The sequence below is a fragment of the uncultured Clostridium sp. genome, assembly GCF_963515715.1.
Taxonomy (GTDB): domain Bacteria; phylum Bacillota; class Clostridia; order Clostridiales; family Clostridiaceae; genus Clostridium_AW.
In genome coordinates this window covers 70,658-87,006 of sequence record NZ_CAUPZS010000002.1, presented here as the reverse complement: position 1 = coordinate 87,006, position 16,349 = coordinate 70,658, and the positions used below count along the sequence as shown (strand labels likewise).

At 29.7% G+C, this 16,349-nt stretch carries 15 protein-coding genes; 4 read left to right on the top strand and 11 right to left on the bottom strand.

The genetic code is table 11. The annotated features are described in order from the left end of the window. Window positions 1–244: 244 nt before the first annotated feature. The 3 genes from RYO54_RS02460 to RYO54_RS02450 form a co-directional block, all read right to left on the bottom strand. Window positions 245–1,180, bottom strand: a complete 936-nt coding sequence (locus tag RYO54_RS02460; protein WP_315115276.1) for a hypothetical protein — start codon at window positions 1,178–1,180, stop codon at window positions 245–247. 292 nt (window positions 1,181–1,472) lie between these two features. Next, on the bottom strand, window positions 1,473–2,666 hold the full coding sequence (locus RYO54_RS02455) for a DUF2812 domain-containing protein (protein ID WP_315115273.1): 1,194 nt from the start codon (window positions 2,664–2,666) through the stop codon (window positions 1,473–1,475). Beyond that, a complete protein-coding gene (locus RYO54_RS02450) occupies window positions 2,656–2,985 on the bottom strand; it encodes a PadR family transcriptional regulator (protein WP_315115270.1) in 330 nt (109 codons plus the stop codon). The genes RYO54_RS02455 and RYO54_RS02450 overlap by 11 nt, the downstream gene beginning before the upstream one ends. 317 nt (window positions 2,986–3,302) lie before the next feature. Here RYO54_RS02450 and RYO54_RS02445 point away from each other — a divergent pair, with 317 nt between their 5' ends. Then, entirely contained in the window at window positions 3,303–5,039 is a 1,737-nt protein-coding gene (locus tag RYO54_RS02445; protein WP_315115267.1) for a DUF4153 domain-containing protein, read from the top strand. 65 nt (window positions 5,040–5,104) lie between these two features. On the opposite strand, the gene RYO54_RS02440 is transcribed toward RYO54_RS02445, so the two are convergent. From RYO54_RS02440 to RYO54_RS02430, 3 genes are all read right to left on the bottom strand, one after another. Further along, window positions 5,105–6,499, bottom strand: a complete 1,395-nt coding sequence (locus RYO54_RS02440) for a DUF5808 domain-containing protein (protein ID WP_315115264.1) — start codon at window positions 6,497–6,499, stop codon at window positions 5,105–5,107. Continuing rightward, window positions 6,496–6,882, bottom strand: a complete 387-nt coding sequence (locus RYO54_RS02435) for a GntR family transcriptional regulator (RefSeq protein ID WP_315115801.1) — start codon at window positions 6,880–6,882, stop codon at window positions 6,496–6,498. Before RYO54_RS02435 ends, RYO54_RS02440 begins: the two co-directional genes overlap by 4 nt. 156 nt (window positions 6,883–7,038) lie before the next feature. After that, on the bottom strand, window positions 7,039–7,917 hold the full coding sequence (locus tag RYO54_RS02430) for a metallophosphoesterase (protein ID WP_315115262.1): 879 nt from the start codon (window positions 7,915–7,917) through the stop codon (window positions 7,039–7,041). Between the two features lie 298 nt (window positions 7,918–8,215). On the opposite strand from RYO54_RS02430, the gene RYO54_RS02425 reads away from it, so the two are divergent. Continuing rightward, window positions 8,216–8,944, top strand: coding sequence for a YkgJ family cysteine cluster protein (locus tag RYO54_RS02425; protein WP_315115260.1), 729 nt, complete (start codon window positions 8,216–8,218; stop codon window positions 8,942–8,944). Between the two features lie 106 nt (window positions 8,945–9,050). Here RYO54_RS02425 and RYO54_RS02420 read toward each other — a convergent pair whose 3' ends face one another. Beyond that, window positions 9,051–9,584: a hypothetical protein gene (locus tag RYO54_RS02420; protein ID WP_315115257.1), complete on the bottom strand. Its 534-nt coding sequence runs from the start codon at window positions 9,582–9,584 to the stop codon at window positions 9,051–9,053. 713 nt (window positions 9,585–10,297) lie between these two features. On the opposite strand from RYO54_RS02420, the gene RYO54_RS02415 reads away from it, so the two are divergent. Beyond that, window positions 10,298–11,872 carry a DEAD/DEAH box helicase gene (locus RYO54_RS02415; protein WP_315115254.1) on the top strand — a complete coding sequence of 525 codons (1,575 nt, stop codon included), beginning with the start codon at window positions 10,298–10,300 and terminating at the stop codon, window positions 11,870–11,872. 61 nt (window positions 11,873–11,933) lie between these two features. Here the strand turns inward: RYO54_RS02415 and RYO54_RS02410 are convergent, their stop codons facing one another. The 4 genes from RYO54_RS02410 to RYO54_RS02395 form a co-directional block, all read right to left on the bottom strand. Further along, window positions 11,934–12,812 carry a DegV family protein gene (locus RYO54_RS02410; RefSeq protein WP_315115251.1) on the bottom strand — a complete coding sequence of 293 codons (879 nt, stop codon included), beginning with the start codon at window positions 12,810–12,812 and terminating at the stop codon, window positions 11,934–11,936. Window positions 12,813–12,991: 179 nt separating this feature from the next. Further along, window positions 12,992–13,714 (bottom strand): hypothetical protein, encoded by a 723-nt coding sequence (locus tag RYO54_RS02405; protein WP_315115248.1) that lies wholly within the window; start codon window positions 13,712–13,714, stop codon window positions 12,992–12,994. A gap of 6 nt (window positions 13,715–13,720) precedes the next feature. Continuing rightward, complete coding sequence (locus RYO54_RS02400; protein ID WP_315115245.1) at window positions 13,721–14,416, bottom strand: hypothetical protein; 696 nt, start codon at window positions 14,414–14,416, stop codon at window positions 13,721–13,723. Continuing rightward, the gene (locus tag RYO54_RS02395) at window positions 14,413–15,273 is read right to left on the bottom strand and encodes an ABC transporter ATP-binding protein (RefSeq protein WP_315115242.1); all 861 of its coding nucleotides are present in this window, start codon (window positions 15,271–15,273) and stop codon (window positions 14,413–14,415) included. The genes RYO54_RS02400 and RYO54_RS02395 overlap by 4 nt, the downstream gene beginning before the upstream one ends. Window positions 15,274–15,673: 400 nt before the next feature. On the opposite strand from RYO54_RS02395, the gene RYO54_RS02390 reads away from it, so the two are divergent. Further along, the gene (locus RYO54_RS02390) at window positions 15,674–16,267 is read left to right on the top strand and encodes a TetR/AcrR family transcriptional regulator (RefSeq protein ID WP_315115239.1); all 594 of its coding nucleotides are present in this window, start codon (window positions 15,674–15,676) and stop codon (window positions 16,265–16,267) included. The last annotated feature ends 82 nt before the right edge of the window (window positions 16,268–16,349 follow it).

Sequence of the window (16,349 nt, the reverse complement as noted above, 5' to 3'; positions counted from 1 at the left end):
TATATATATTTAAAGGCTTAGAAGTTCAAAAAAAGTATTTGAACCTTTATAAATATTGGATGTAGATCTCCTTTAAACTTTATATATAATTCTACAAAAATTAAAGGCTGCTAATAAACAATGGTTATCAACAGCCTAGGACAAATATTCATCTATCTCCAATTTACTATCTCTTGACATACTCCTTACCATATTGTAATTGTACAGGATTTTTAAATCATGAAGCAAAACAATTTTTATTCATTTAACACTTCTCTTCAACAATTCTTTTAATCTCATCTTCCGTAGTCCTTAACTCTCCCTCAAAACTATTAAGGGTTCCTTCTAATGTGCTTAATAATCTTTTTAGATTATTAGAGGTATCATATGCATTATTAAAACAATCGTTTATATTCGATTGTACAACCCAATCAAACATAACTCTATCGAAGAAATAGTCTGCAAATTTTTCAAAGAATACTATGTTTATATCCATATTCGAGGATAATTTTGCATCAGATAACTCTCTTATGAATATTTCAAGAAGCCTTTGTACTTCATAAACATGGCTTTTAGCGTCATTTATTTTGGAGTGTTTCTCCGCTGTAGCTATAACTCCTCCACCAAGTATGTCACATTGTTCCCGATCTTTCGCACTCTTTAAAGATGATACAACCCTTTCTAATGCCTCTCTAACTTTTTCTCCAGCATTTATGACTTCCTTTGTTTCTTCAATATTAGATTTTAAATCCTGAATTTTTTCTGTAAGCTTTATTAATTCTTTAGCCTTTAGATCATCACCTTGTAGAATTAATCTTTTTTTATTTTCCATCAATTTCTCATACTCTAACTCTAGATTAACATACTCATTTAGTTCTTCATTATAAGAGGTTATTTTCTTTTCTAAGGTAGCAATTAAACTACAGCACTCATCATATCTAACGCTTAGGCATTCCTGACTTTCTTTTCCAAGTTGCTGTTGTTCCCCCCCCAACATAGAATAACGCAATCCTACAATGATTGATGATTCAGGCTTTTCAACCTCTTTTTCTTCCTTTTGTAAAATTTCATAAAGCTCCTTCTTTTTAGTCATCTGTATATTTAAATCTTCCTTAGTTTCCTGTAAAAGATCTTTTAATTCTTCTTTTCTTCTTAATTTCTCTTTTGCACTGGCAATATTTTTATTCAGCTCTTCAAACATAGAACCCCCCCTGTATAAAATTTACTTTTAAGCAATAAATTTTACTTTATACTCTAATTATAATATATGTTTAAAGGTTTAGAAGTTGAAGCTGAAAAAGTATTTAAACTTTTATAAATATTGGATGTAGATCTGCTATTAAATTTTATATATATAATTCTATAAAAGATTAAAGGCTGTTAATAAATAATGTTTATCAACAACCTAAGATAAATATTCAGCTATCTCCAATTTACTATCTCTTGACATACTACTCACCAATATTAACTAATTCATATTTTTTTTAATCTTTTCATTGGTTCTCTACCTTATCTAAAACTAATTCTATAATTTTTTCAACAGGCTCTATGCCGTAATATACTACACGATAAAGATTTTTTCCCTTTCTTCCAATAAAAGTGCAGCTAAACTCTTCTTCTCCAATCCATAAATCATCAAATTCGCTATCTTGTACATATCTATAGCCTTCTTTTGAATAGTAATCATATTTTTTTAATAATTCTTTTGCCAACCCTTTAGCAACCCATTCTCCTCTGGTTTCATAAGCATAAGAGTATATAGATGGGCTGTATATACCACTCTCGTCTTCCCACATAACACCTGGAACTTCAACATTTTCATTTAGTTCATACTGCTTAGGTACAAGTAAGCTGCTATTAACTATATAATAATTTAATCCATCACCTTTATTTTCATATGGATCTACTTTCTTAATATAAGTAGTTTCATCCATTATATCTGACATTTTAATAACAGGTATCTCCTTTTCTGGTATAGCAGGAAATCTATCTTTTGTTATTACTCCTATAAGCATTCCAAAGTTAGAAATCACCCATAGCAAGATTATGCTGTTAACGATGATTCCAATAATTCTATTTTTATTTATTTTCCTTTTATATTCTATTCTGTGTTCAAAGAGGCTTCCAGATTTTAATTTTCTCATAAGTTTATACATGTGAACAATACCAGTAATCATGCTAATACTTATATACATGGAAGCAAGCACCACTGCTATAACTTCTATAAATTTATTATTAAGATAATTATCTACAGGATCGATTCGTATGCTAGCTAGAGTTATTAATATAATAAGCATTGATAAGAATATAACAGCTATTCCCATTCTAGTTATATTTTTCTTTAGTATAGATAGGGTTTCTGCTTGTTCATTAGGGTCAGTATGAATTTCAACTATGTTTGCATCTTCATTGGTTCTAAATATATGAACTAGCCTACGAGAAGCTACGTATTCCCATCCTGCTTCCTTGTATAATTCAATGGGGTTATTTTCGCCGCCATCCTTTAGCTTAAACACATCACAACGATAATTTACTTTTTCTGGTTCACATTTTTCAAACTTGGCATACCATCCATCAGTGGAAATTAGCTTCCACCCTTGAGAGGCCATGTCCGAAAACCATGCCTCCTGCTCTTCAATATTCCATACATCTAACCATAAGAATTTTTTCTTTATTCTATGTTTCATGGCTATCTCCCTTTTCAAATAATATTTTGCCATCATCCACCATTTTAGAAAGCCTTAAATATTCTTGCTTTAAAGCTTCATACCCACTTGAAGTAAGTGCATATATTTTTCGCCTTCCATCGGATTCCTCAAGAGTAATTAGTTTTTCTTTTTCCATACGGGTTAAAATCCCATAAAGTGTACCTGGTCCCATAACAACTCTTCCATTAGAAATATTTTTAACTTCCTCCATAACTGCGTAACCATGAAGTGGCTCACATAAAGCAAGAAGTACATAATACATAGCCTCAGTCATTGGTGTTCTTTGAATTTCTGACATTTTATCACCTTCCATTTATTACGCAAAAACTATTATGTTACGCGATATATCGTATAGCATAATAGTAGCATTCCTTTATTAAGGTGTCAACGAGACACTTTATTTAGCATCCCAATTTGAACTTCAAGACAAACTATAAAAAATCTCAACTTGAGCAATGACATAGTACAGATTATAATTAATCTACTAGAGTAAATCTAATTTAAAATTGATATTAAATTTGTATTATCAATTTATATTAAAGACTTATATTAATGTATTATCAGCCTCTATTATCAATTTCCACGTAAAATTTATATTAAGGAGGAAAATTAGTTATGAAGCTTGTGAAATACTTTAGAAACATGCTATCCAATCTGTATTTAAGCATTAAAAGATTTCCTTTTACCATATTGCTTTCAGTTTCTATTTTAGCTTTGCTCATATCCATACATGAGCTTAGTCCTATTGAAAATACTCTAAGCAGAATAGCAATGGTTTTATCCCTAGGTATTCCCCTTTCCCTTTTTATAAAGTTATTCTTTGAAAAAAGGAATGAGGAAAATACCTATAAGCTTTTTATTGGCTATGGAGCTTCCGCATTATTATTAGTTCTTTACTATTTATTTTTGCTGCCGAATGCTATGGGAATGGTACCTACCACAAGATATATTGCAGTAAATTTGGCTTTGTATATGGGATTTTTGTTCATACCTTATTTCCCTGAAAAACCGGACTTTGAAATGTATGTTATTGTTTTAGTTTCTGCATTTTTTACCACCCTATTATATTCTGTGGTTCTTTACGCTGGACTTTCAGCAATTTTATTTTCCATAGATAAGCTTCTTGGAATAAAAGTTCTAGGTAAGGTTTATTACTACACTTGGCTTTTTGTAGTTTTTATATTTGCAGTATCCTACTTTCTTTCAGTGATACCATTAAAGGATAGTAAGCTTACTTTAAAATCATATCCAAAACTTTTAAGGATACTTATTTTATACATTGTAATGCCACTGCTCACAGCCTACACCATAATACTTTATATTTATTTCGGGAAAATTATAGTCACCGTGACCTGGCCAATAGGACTAGTTTCCCATCTTGTTCTATGGTATTCAGTAATTGTGACCATAGCATTATTCTTCATAACTCCAATAAAAGATGAAAGCAGCTGGGCTAATAAATTTTTAAAGCTTGCGCCTAAAATTTTGCTTCCTCTTATAGTAATGATGTTCATATCTATGGGTATTAGAATAAATGCCTATGGAATTACTGAACCTAGATATTTTGTAGTTATACTTGGCCTTTGGATTTTTTCTGTTATGATTTATTTTTCTTTTTCCAAAAAACTTAGAAATATATTAATCCCTGTGAGCCTTGCGTTCATTACTCTTATTTCAGTCTTTGGACCAGTTAGCAGTTATTCACTATCAAAATACAGTCAAAGACATAGATTCGAAAAAATTCTTATGCAAAACAATATGTTAACTGATGGAAATATAAATACTTCTAAGAATGTTTCAAAAGAAGATAAGGCCAATATAAGTAGTATTCTTAGTTATTTTCATAGAAACCATAGCTATAAAGATCTCAAACATCTTCCTGAAAATTTTAAGCTAAAGGATATGGACAAAGTCTTTGGCTTTTCCTATGAAGGTCCATTTAATGAGTCTCCTGATCAATATTTTTATATTAGAAGCCGTTCACAAGGGGTTTTAGACATTAAAGGCTATGATTATATCTTTGATATGAATGGTCTATACGACAGGGATATCCTATCATTTAAGGATATTGATGCCATTTATGATCTTGGAAGCTCTACTATAAAGATGACCTATTTAGGTAATGAAATTTATAAAAAGAACCTAGAGGATTTTGCAAATAATTTAGTCTCTAAATATAATACTAGTGATAAAGAGATCAGGGTACCTGAGAATGAAATGGCCTTCATAGAGGAAAACGATAAAATTAAGGTTAAGATTGTTTTTCAGCATATCTCCGGCAGTAAAAATGATTCCATTGGAGAAATTAATAGTAAAGGCTTTGAATTTTATCTACTAGTTAAAGTTAAATAGAATAGATATAAAAAAACTATCCTCATCAATGTTTTATTCCATGGATGAGGATAGTTTTTTAATTCTTACTTTCCATTTTGTAAATCTTTTAATCCGTTAAAGAGTTCTTCCGTTCTGCTGCCCTCTTTATAGTTTATATAAATAGTTCTTTCCTTTGTAACTATTTTAACCACTGGATCTTTGTCATCTTCTATAAATAGCTTAACTTTTTCTCCAGCTTTTGTTCTAAAGTATCCTACCTTTTTGTTTCCAATTGCCCCTCCATTTTGCTTCATAGTTATTGGTGGAAGGGATTCTTCAAAGGTTAATTCCACTATATCTTCCCTATCTATATTTTCAGAGTACATACCTTTAATAGACACAACCTGTTCTTTTACTTGTAAATTAACATTCATGGAAGTGGATGTATAGATCACCATTCCAAGAGAGCCTACTATCAATAATGTTGTAATGGCCATAGCTACCTTTCCCATAGGACGTGCAACATTTATAGTCCAACCTACTCCTGCTCTCTTTTCTATAAAAAGGGCTGGATCCTCAGGATTATAATAAATCATGCCCCAAATATAATTATCATCATCTTCTCTATTAATAATTAATTTTTCTTTATCCTGTCCATCTTTCTCTAGTGGAATATTCTTTCCTCCTTGACCAACTTTATAACTATATATCATCACCGCAAATGATAAAATTATGGTAAATGCGCTCATGCTTATTATAATAATAGATTCTTTTATAGGAGAGATTAAATTCATACTGCCTAAACTTGTCGCAGTGAAAAGTATGGATATAGCATAGGTGATTATAATTATAAATATTCCCATTACTCTTCTAAACTTCACATTTTGAAATCTTATATCCTCAACATTTCCACCGTTTAAGTTCTGCTTTGATTTGTTAATAGATAAGAAACTATAGAACATTATAATTATCGTGAAAGGGAATATTATCAGCCCCACAAGATCTACTTCTTTCCAGTTTCTTAGGGCCATAAAAAGCACTGTTAGAAATAATAAAATTGGAGGGGCAAAATACCAGTTGCTCAACTTTTCATAACTTCTAGTTTTAGCTTTTATATCTACCACTACTACTTTTTCCTTCGTCAATAGTTCTCCCCAATTTTCTCTTTTTTTAATAGCTTTTACTCTTTTATTAGCTATATAAAAACACCAGCTGCTCTCAAGAATAAATAAGAACGTGCCACCTAAAAGTACAATAGGAGAATACTCTTCACTTATTTTAATCATCATTAATATGCTTAAAAGAGTAGTTATTAAAAAGCATATATTTAAATTTCTTTTATAATTTTTATCTTCCTTTATCAATTCCTCTTTTTTCTCAAAACCTAGTGGAATTCTAACTCCATAAAAAACAGCTCTTTGAGAAAAACTCTGTATAACCAAAAGAGGAATGTACACTAATATCATCGTACTTACAAATATCCAAATTTCTAATTTCACAAAATCACCTCCCCTTTAATATCATTATATTTATCATGGATTAGCTTGATTAGTTCTTCTTTACTAAGCTCTTTACAAATACATCTAGATAAAAAAACCTCTAACTCCTCATCTATGGAGTTTATAAAATCCTCTTTTTTATCCTTATTAATGCTAACCATAGCACCTTTTCTTCTATCTATCACCAAATAACCTTCATCTTTTAAAAGATTATAAGTCTTATTGATAGTATGAAGATTTACTCCAATATCTACACTTAAATCCCTAATAGATGGAAGAGCCTCTCCATCTTCTAGCTCACCTCTTGCAATAGCTTTAATGATTTCATTTTTTAATTGAAGATATATGGGAGTTTCACTATCGGATAATATCTTAATCAAAATATCACATCCTTTGAATTCTGAATTCTGAATTCCTTATATTTATCAGATATGTTATATCTGTTATATATATTATATAACAGATAGGTTATAAATTCAATATTAAAATTATGTTTAAAAGCATATGCTTTTAAACATATGCTTTGTTGATTTTTATTTTTAATTTTTACTAGATTTCAAAGTTATAACTGATATTTCTGGTCTATTAAATATTCTTAGTTTTATTGTGTCATTTCCAAGTCCTCTGTTTACTATGATTTTAGACCCATTTAACTCAAATTCTCCTCCATCATATTCAGGGAAGAATGTTCTTTCTGGTGATAGAAGTCCTCCTTTAAAAGGAATTCTAATAATGCCACCATGAGTGTGCCCTGATAAAGTTAAATCCGCTCCCCAATCGCTGTACACAGGAAAATATATTGGATTATGGGCAAGTAATATATTAAAATTCTCCTTGCTGCTTTTTCCTATGGCTTTTTCCACATTTGATTTCTCATAGGGCTTATCCCCAGAATAAGTAGCAGTATCTTTGCTCTTATAAAACCTTAGAGGGATCTCCAATCCATAAAGATTAATTTTTTTACCCTTTCTTTCTATCTCAGCCTTATCATTATCTAATACTATTACCCCAAGCTCTTTTAATTTCCCTAAATAATTATTGTCTTTATTGCCTTCACTTTCTTTTCTTGTAATCTTTGATACTTGCTCATGGTTGCCTACAATATAATATATTTTATAGTCTTTTGACAAGTCCTTAGCCAAGTTATAAAAGACTTCACCATCATCATTTTTCGAATTGTGCATATCCCCAGTGGTTACTACAATATCTGGATTTAGTTTTTTAATTTTTCTTATAAGGTTATTGTTGTTTTTTCCAAATTCTTTACTATGTAGATCCGATAACTGCACTATTTTAAAACCATCAAATTCATCCCCTATTTTATCTGATGCTATTTTGTATTGACTTACTTTTAGCCAATTAAATTGACCATATATAAATGTAGAAATTGCCATAAAACCTATAATTATTTTCTTCATATATTAATCCTTCTCCTATTTTATGATATAAGCATGTAATTTACATTTTACAACTTAATTATATAAATGTATTGATATAAGAAGAACTTTAATAATTTTTTAAGAATTTTAGCCATTAAAATATAAACTTGCAATTAAAATATAATCTTTCAATTAAAATATAAACTTTCAATTTAATGCCCGTCATACCATTTAATTCCTAATATTTTCTATTTATTCAATTCATCATACAATTTTGGTAATAATGCCTTGTAAAAAAACTGGATTTATAATATAATCTTGCGAGGCGGTGATTTTTTTGGTTAAACAAAAGTTTAAAAGCCTCGGCAAAAATTATTTAGGGGAAAACATGATATACTCTGAGGCTGAGAATGATAAAATATATGATGAAATGGCTTCTACATTAATTGAGGAAATACATGAAAATGAACTAAGCCTATCTAATGGGAAAAAACTATTAAAAGAGATTTACGAGATCTATGATGAAGGAAACAAGCAGTTTGAAAAATATGCCTCCTGCCAAAAAGGTTGTGGTCATTGCTGTTGTCTTTATGTAGATTGCAGTGCCATTGAAGCTGAACTTATAAGAGAATATGTACAGGCTAATTTTTCAGAGGATAAAATAGATCTTTTAAAAAATAAAATAAATAAGGTAGCACCTATAATGCCTACCACTTTGGACATGGAAGAAAATAATGAGCACGCTCTTCATTATTTAAATAAAAAACTTCCTTGTATTTTTTTATCTGAAGAAAAAACTTGCACCATTTATCCAGTAAGACCCTTCAATTGTAGAAAATTTTTAACCATTACCTCTCCTGAGGAATGCATTGATGGAGAACATGTGGTGAAGCTTAATCCTTCAATTAATAATATAGGTCTCTTAAGCGTTAATTCTTTGTCCATGAGCGTTACAAGGTTTAAAAGATTAGTAGTTGAAAGCGGACAAGAATCTAAAGCCTTGTTTAAAGGAATTCCACTGTGGTTTAAGAAAGGCTTTGAAGATATTGATAGATCCTTAGAATGAAATGATTTCTAGTTTCATATGAAATTTGCCTATAAAGAGTAAATACAAAGACCTGTGATAGTTTTTCACAGGTCTTTAAGCTTTATCTATTATAATTTAATATTTCCTACTTCTTATACTTTCTTACTTGCTCTAGTATATTATCTTTCAACTCTTTTTGTATAACCACTTCATCTAATATTATATCTGCATATTTAGGTGGAAATATTTTTTTTATGGAAGGTAAATACTCTACGCCATCCTCCGGCTCTAAATGCCCTTTAACGGAATATTCCTCCCCATTCTTTTCTATTATGAAGACTATAGGGTTACACCCTCCAGCCTCTTCTTCCATTTCTTTGTTTTTATCTATCTCTTTAGAAAAATCATAGGCAAAAAACATCACATATCCATAAGCGTATATTTCTTTTCCCTTTTCCTCTAATCCATAAATCTTATGAGCTTCAAATTTCGTCTTATCCTCTACATTAGACCAGTTAAAATAGCTATTTAAAACATATTCAGATATAGCTAAATTCATATTTTTTTCTTCATTTTCTTTTAAATTTAAGGTTACTGCTGAAGAAGACCTTTTATAAAACACCAACCATACTAAAAATATCATTAATAAAACTACACATAATTTTAAAAATCTCTTCAATGCTCTTCCCCCACATTTTATAATATTATTTACACATCTCCTATTATACCATATTACACTATTTTTCTATTTGTTCCACCATTCTTTATGTAGCTTTAACAGAAAGTAATATTTTTCAGAAAAGTAGGACTATTATATCTATGCTTGTTAATATTGACATATTGTATTATAATAAAGTGTAAACTATGTAATGGATTATTATCATTACATATAGTAAGCCCTATATTAGGGTATCCCCTATCATTTAAAAGACTTTGAATATAGATAAATCTGTAGAACAAAATATAGAGTCGATATATTAAAGAGAGGGTTTTACAATAGTATCCCTCTCTTTTTATGTTCTTTTCATGCCTTATAAAATACATCAATACTTAATTATTTTATTCGATAGCTAAGCAGTTCTAACAACTCATAGCTATTAAAACGAAACTTTTCGCTAATGAAAAGTAAGGGATTGGCAGAAAATCAAAGATTTTAGCTCACTGCTTAAGTGGGAGACAATAACTGCTAAACTCTTGTATAAGTCTTCTACGCTTCAAATGGGGTAAATATCTATTATAAGCAAACTTCATTTGAAACTAGGAATCACTTTATGAAAAATGGTTAAAATAAAAAAGAGATTATCGTATTATTATAATATTTATTTTATATATTGTTAAACGGATAATGCTATATTAAAATAAATTGATTTACTATTGGAGGAAGAAAAATATATGAACAACACTAAATTTTATGAACTAGGACTTAATGAACAAATACTTAAGGGAATAGAAGATATGGGCTTCGAGGAGCCATCACAAATTCAAGCACAGGTTATTCCTGTAGTTTTAGAAGGAAATGATGTAATCGGCCAGGCGCAGACAGGTACAGGAAAAACCCTTGCTTTTGGTGCCCCAATGTTAAATGGTCTTATTAAAGAAAACAACGTTATCAAAGGACTTGTACTTACTCCTACAAGAGAGCTTGCTATTCAAGTTAACGAGGAATTAGTACGTATTGCTAAACACACAAGGATAAGAATGCTTCCTATATACGGTGGCCAGTCCATCGATAGACAGATTAGAGCAATAAAAAAAGGTATTGATATAATAGTTGGTACTCCTGGAAGAGTGCTTGACCTTATAAGACGTGGAGTATTAGACCTAGATGAAATTCAATTCCTTGTATTAGATGAAGCAGATGAAATGCTAAATATGGGATTTGTAGAAGATATTGAAGAGATAATAAACAACTGTAATAGCGACAGACATACTCTATTATTTTCTGCAACTATGCCAGGCCCAATAAAGAAAATAGCTTCAAAATACATGAAGCCTGATGCAAAACATGTATCTATTGTGAAAAATACTATGACAGTTTCTACTGTAGATCAATACTACTATGAAATAAAACAAAAGGATAGATTTGAATCCTTATGCAGAATTCTTGACGTAGATGAACCAGATACTTCTATAATCTTCTGTAAAACTAAAAGAGGCGTAGATGAATTAGTTGAATCTATGCAAAGAAGAGGCTACAACGTTGAAGGTATGCATGGAGATATGAATCAGAGCCAAAGACTTAACACTTTAAAGAAGTTTAAAGATGAAGCCCTTGATTTCCTTGTAGCAACTGATGTAGCAGCAAGAGGTATAGATGTTGAAAATGTAACTCACGTTATAAACTACGATCTTCCTCAGGATACTGAATCCTATGTTCACAGAATAGGAAGAACAGGAAGAGCTAATAAAACTGGTACAGCTTACACCCTTGTTACTGCAAGAGAATACTCTGTACTTAAACAAATTGAGAAGGCTACTAAAGGCAAAATTAAAAGAAAAGATATTCCTACTATTGACGATATCTTCAATGTTAAATATGGTCACATATTAGATAACGTTAAAGATATTTTAGAAGGAGATACTTTCAAAAGATTTATCCCACTTGCTACAGAACTTGATGACGATTATAATCTTGTAGATGTTGCTGCAGCACTAATGAGTATGGTATATCAAAACGAAGTAAGCTTTGACTATACAGAACAAAGCATTGGCGCTAAATCTAGCTATGTTAGATTATTCATAAATGTGGGACGTAAAGATAAACTTAATCCAAAACTTTTACTTCAATTCTTTAATAAAGAAGCAAATATTTATAAGGAATCTGTAGGAGACATCGATTTGTTAGATAAATTCTCCTTTGTTGATATAGTTGAAGATGATGTGGATACTTTAATTAGAACATGTTCTGGAAAGAAATTATGCGGAAGAAAAGTTAATATAGAAGTTTCTACTAGAAGTAGAAAATAAGAAAATGTGGAACGATTTGTTCCACATTTTTTATATATTTCTTATATTATATATAATATATTTATATGTCGCTTCTATCTTTTCCCATAAAAAACACTGCTAAATTTCCTGGTCCACCATGGGTTCCTACTGCTGGTCCTGTAAAGTTTATTATTACATCTTTTACTTTTATCTTTTCTAAAATAATTTCTTTTAACTTCAATGCTTCCTCAATGGAATCGCCATGACATATTCCTATGATTTGTTCTTCTGGATTTTCTATTCTTTCTATTACTAATTCCGCTAATTTACTAATAGATTTTTTTCTTCCTCTTGCCTTCCCAATTACTGAAACTTTTCCTTCAACATCTATCATAAGCATAGGTTTCACATGAAGAATTATTCCAATGATTGCAGCTGCTGAGGATAACCTTCCCCCTCTTTTTAAGTGGTGTAAATCATCTACTGTCATGAAAGTGTTAAGTCTTTGTTTGTTTGATTCTATATAATCTACAATTTCATCCATGGATTTTCCTTCTTCTTTCATTTGAAAGGCCTTCATTACCATAATACCTTGTCCAAGAGAAGCAGTTAATACATTTACAATAGAAATTCTAACTTCAGGTTTTTCATCTAATATCATATCTCTAGCTATGGTAGCACTATTTTCCGTTCCACTTAATCCTGTTGAAACACAAATATATAAAATATCTTTCCCAGCGTCTACGATTTCTTTGAACTTTTGATAAAATTCATTCACGCTAGGTTGTGAAGTCAATGGAACTTCTCCATTTCTCACATCATCAAAAAACTGTTTATGAGATAAACTTTGTCCAAAATCATCATAATAAGTTTGTCCATTGTAGCTGCAAGTTAATCTTGCAAATTGTAATCGTTTTTCTTCAACATATTTTATTGGTAAATCACTACACGAGTCGATAAATATATCAAAGTCTCTCATTAAATACTTCCTTTCTTTTGAAAGTTATAAATATTTTCATTTTAACAATATTAATATGGTTATGCTATCACAGTTTTCGATTATTTTCAACACAATTATTTATATAACCAGTTCTTTCTCTTTTTTATTATCCTTTTCTTTTTTAAACAACACTATTTTCCATTCAGACTATATGATAATTATCTTTCCCTTATAAATTTATTCCCAAATACTAAAATATATATTGCATGAATTAAAAATGCCGCCATCATATATAAAACAAAATCTAGGCTGCTATACAAATTTTCATTTAACATTTTAGGTATCCAATAGGTTGGAAAAAATCCTAGTAACCATTTATATTTTATATTTACTAAACTAAAAATTATTGGCAAGGCAAAAAATATTCCAATTAGCTTCGATAAAGCCAGTCCTTCCACTCTATTCTCTGCAATGCTACCCAATATGAGAGTTATAATTGGAGCCTCCATGGAAGCTATAACTATAATTAAAATAATTTTTATAAAATTTATCTTTATAAGATTTGAAACGTAAAATAGAAAAACAGATAAAAATACACTTAATATTATGGGGCTAGTCAATCTATATATTAAATAACCTTTTTTTCTAAGTGGAGTAACCTCAAAATAGGATAATATATTCTCATCTTTGTCTTCTAAAAGAATAAATCCCGCCATACACCCTATAATCATAGGAATTAACATAAGAGCTGTGCCCATAATGATATTATAGTAAGGGGATAGTTTAAATCCCATCTTTTCATATAGCATTGAATTTACTAATGGTACGAAAAACTTAATAAAAAGAGCTAACAATATGGGGGCTAGAACAGTTACTATCAATAAGGAGTCTCTTGTTATATTTTTTATGTCTCCTATAATTAACTTTTTCATTCTATACATATTATTTTATCCCCCTATTTTTAATATAACTTTTCTATTAAATACCCTTATGGCTACTAAATAGGCTATAACAGACCATGAAACTAGTAAAACTATGGAGTAAAGAAAGTTTAAATTTGAAATTCCAAAAAAAGCTCCATTTATAAGTTGGAGAGATGCTTTCCCTGGAAGTAAATAAAATATAGGAGTTGAATATAGGTCTAAATACTCAACTACGGGAAGAATAAAAATTGTAATAATACATGAGTTTAAAAGATAATTATTCAAGTTTTTAGAATAAGCTACAATAATCAATCCTAGTAAAGTATAAAAACTAGAAGTAATGATAACTCCTAAGAAAAAAGCTATTAAATTCATATTAAATCCATAGGTAGTAAAAACTATAAAGCTACTAGAAAGTACAGATATTATAGTAAGAGAAATAACTTTAGATATTATATATTCCTCTACTCTAAAAGGAGTTACAAACAAACTCTCTAGAGTATTTTGATCTCTTTCAAGCAAGAAAATTCCTCCCATAAATAATGCTCCAAGAACACTGGGATCAGAAAAAATAATAAGTGTCCCTACCCTTTTGTTAATAATCTGAGGAATATATTTTAAAATACCTATATAAAAAATACTTACAATAATGTATGCAGAATAAAATCCATGCTTTATTTGAAATTTTATATCATAAAATATAGAATTTAGAATTCTCATGATAAGCTCCTCCCTGTAACTTCTATGAAAATATCCTCTAAGGTAGCTTCCATGGTACAAATTCTCTCTACCTTTTTTTCTTTAATAGTTTTTAAAAAGTCATTATTATACCCTATGTCATCCATAGTAAAAACTTCTTCTTTAATTATTCCATCTTCTTTATACTCAACTTTTATATTTTTGCTTCCTCTTTTAATTTTTAATTCTCTAGGAGAATCAATTAACTTTATCCTCCCATCTACTATAAATGCAATTCTATCACAAAGTTCCTCTGCCACATTCATATTATGAGTAGTTAAAAATATAGTCTTACCTTCTTCTTTCTTTTGAAGGACTATATCCTTAATATTTTTAGCATTGAGAGGATCTAGCCCTGAGGTTGGTTCATCTAAAAATATTATCTCTGGATTATTTAAAAAAGCTCTACAAAAGTTTAATCTCATTTTCATTCCTTTTGAAAAATCGCTAACCTTTTTATTAGAATAATTCTCTAAATTCACCATAGCTAAAAGTTTATTTATATCTTCTGTCTCCCCATTATACATCCCCCTAAAATAAGATAGGTTTTCACTGGCTGTGAACTTAGTATAAAGATTTGGAAGTTCAAATGAAACTCCTATCTTTTCGTAATAATCCTCCTTCACATCCCTCACTTCTTTTCCCATTACTTTTACACTTCCTAAATAATTCTTAAGTATACCTATTATTATTTTTTGAGTAGTACTTTTCCCAGCACCAGAAGGTCCTAAAAAACCAAATATCTCCCCTTTATTTATGGTGAAGTTTATATCCTTTAATATTGAAGAGTTTTTAGAACCCTTTCCATAGGTGAAATTTAAATTCTTAACCTCTATCATAAATTTTCCCCCCTTAAATTATTTAAACTAAAGTCCACGTAAATTTTTTCTCATGACCTAATAATTACTTTATATGAATAGATTATCACAACTATATGACTAAAACAATATATATAGTCATATAGTTGTGATTTTTATTGACATATTCTTTTCGTAATGTAAACTATAAATAAGAAATCAAAGATTTACATTGATCTCCCTCATTAAAGAATGATTCAGTATTAAGAATTTAATCAAGTGATTCTTAGGTTCAGATGGAGTTTGCTTAAAAGGAATACTTACTCCAGCTGAAACTTAGAAGAACTTATCCAGGGACGTAGCATCCGTTATCTCTCACTTGTAGAAGATGGGAGTATTACGGATGGTAGTCATCGGATAAAAATATTATAAAGGAGGAAATATGGGAAGATTTACTTTGGAAGAAAGAGAAAGAATAAAAGAAGATATTATAACCAAGGGAAAACAGCTTTTTACTGTTTACGGTTTAAAAAAGACCAGCATAGATGATATTGTCCAGAGCTGCGACATAGGTAAAGGAACCTTTTATAGCTTTTTTAAGTCAAAAGAAGAACTGTATTTTGAAATTTTAGAAAGAGAAGAAGGATTTAGAGAGGAATTAATTAAAAAAATGCTCCAATCAAATAAATCTTCTAAAGAAAGTTTCAAAGCTTTTCTTAAAGAATGTTTAAAATATGTTGATGACAATGAATTTCTTAAGCAACTTAATGAAAGACAGGAAATGGATCTTTTGCTAAGAAAACTTCCAAAAGAAAGAGTGGAAGAGCATTTTTGCAAAGATAAAGAATCTGGTTTATTATTCATAGAGAAATGGCAAAATGAAGGAAAGCTAATAAATGAAAATCCTGAAGTAATAGTTGGAATACTCCGTTCCCTTTTTATTTTAGTATACTCCAAAGAAGAAATTGGCGAAGAAATCTATCCTTTTGTAATAGATAGAGTTATAGATATTATTGTGGATGGAATGTGCATATAAAAATTACCAAACAATTATTTTAGCCATCAATATTCATTATAAAAAAATCCTTACAAATATAAATATATTTCCTATTTATAGG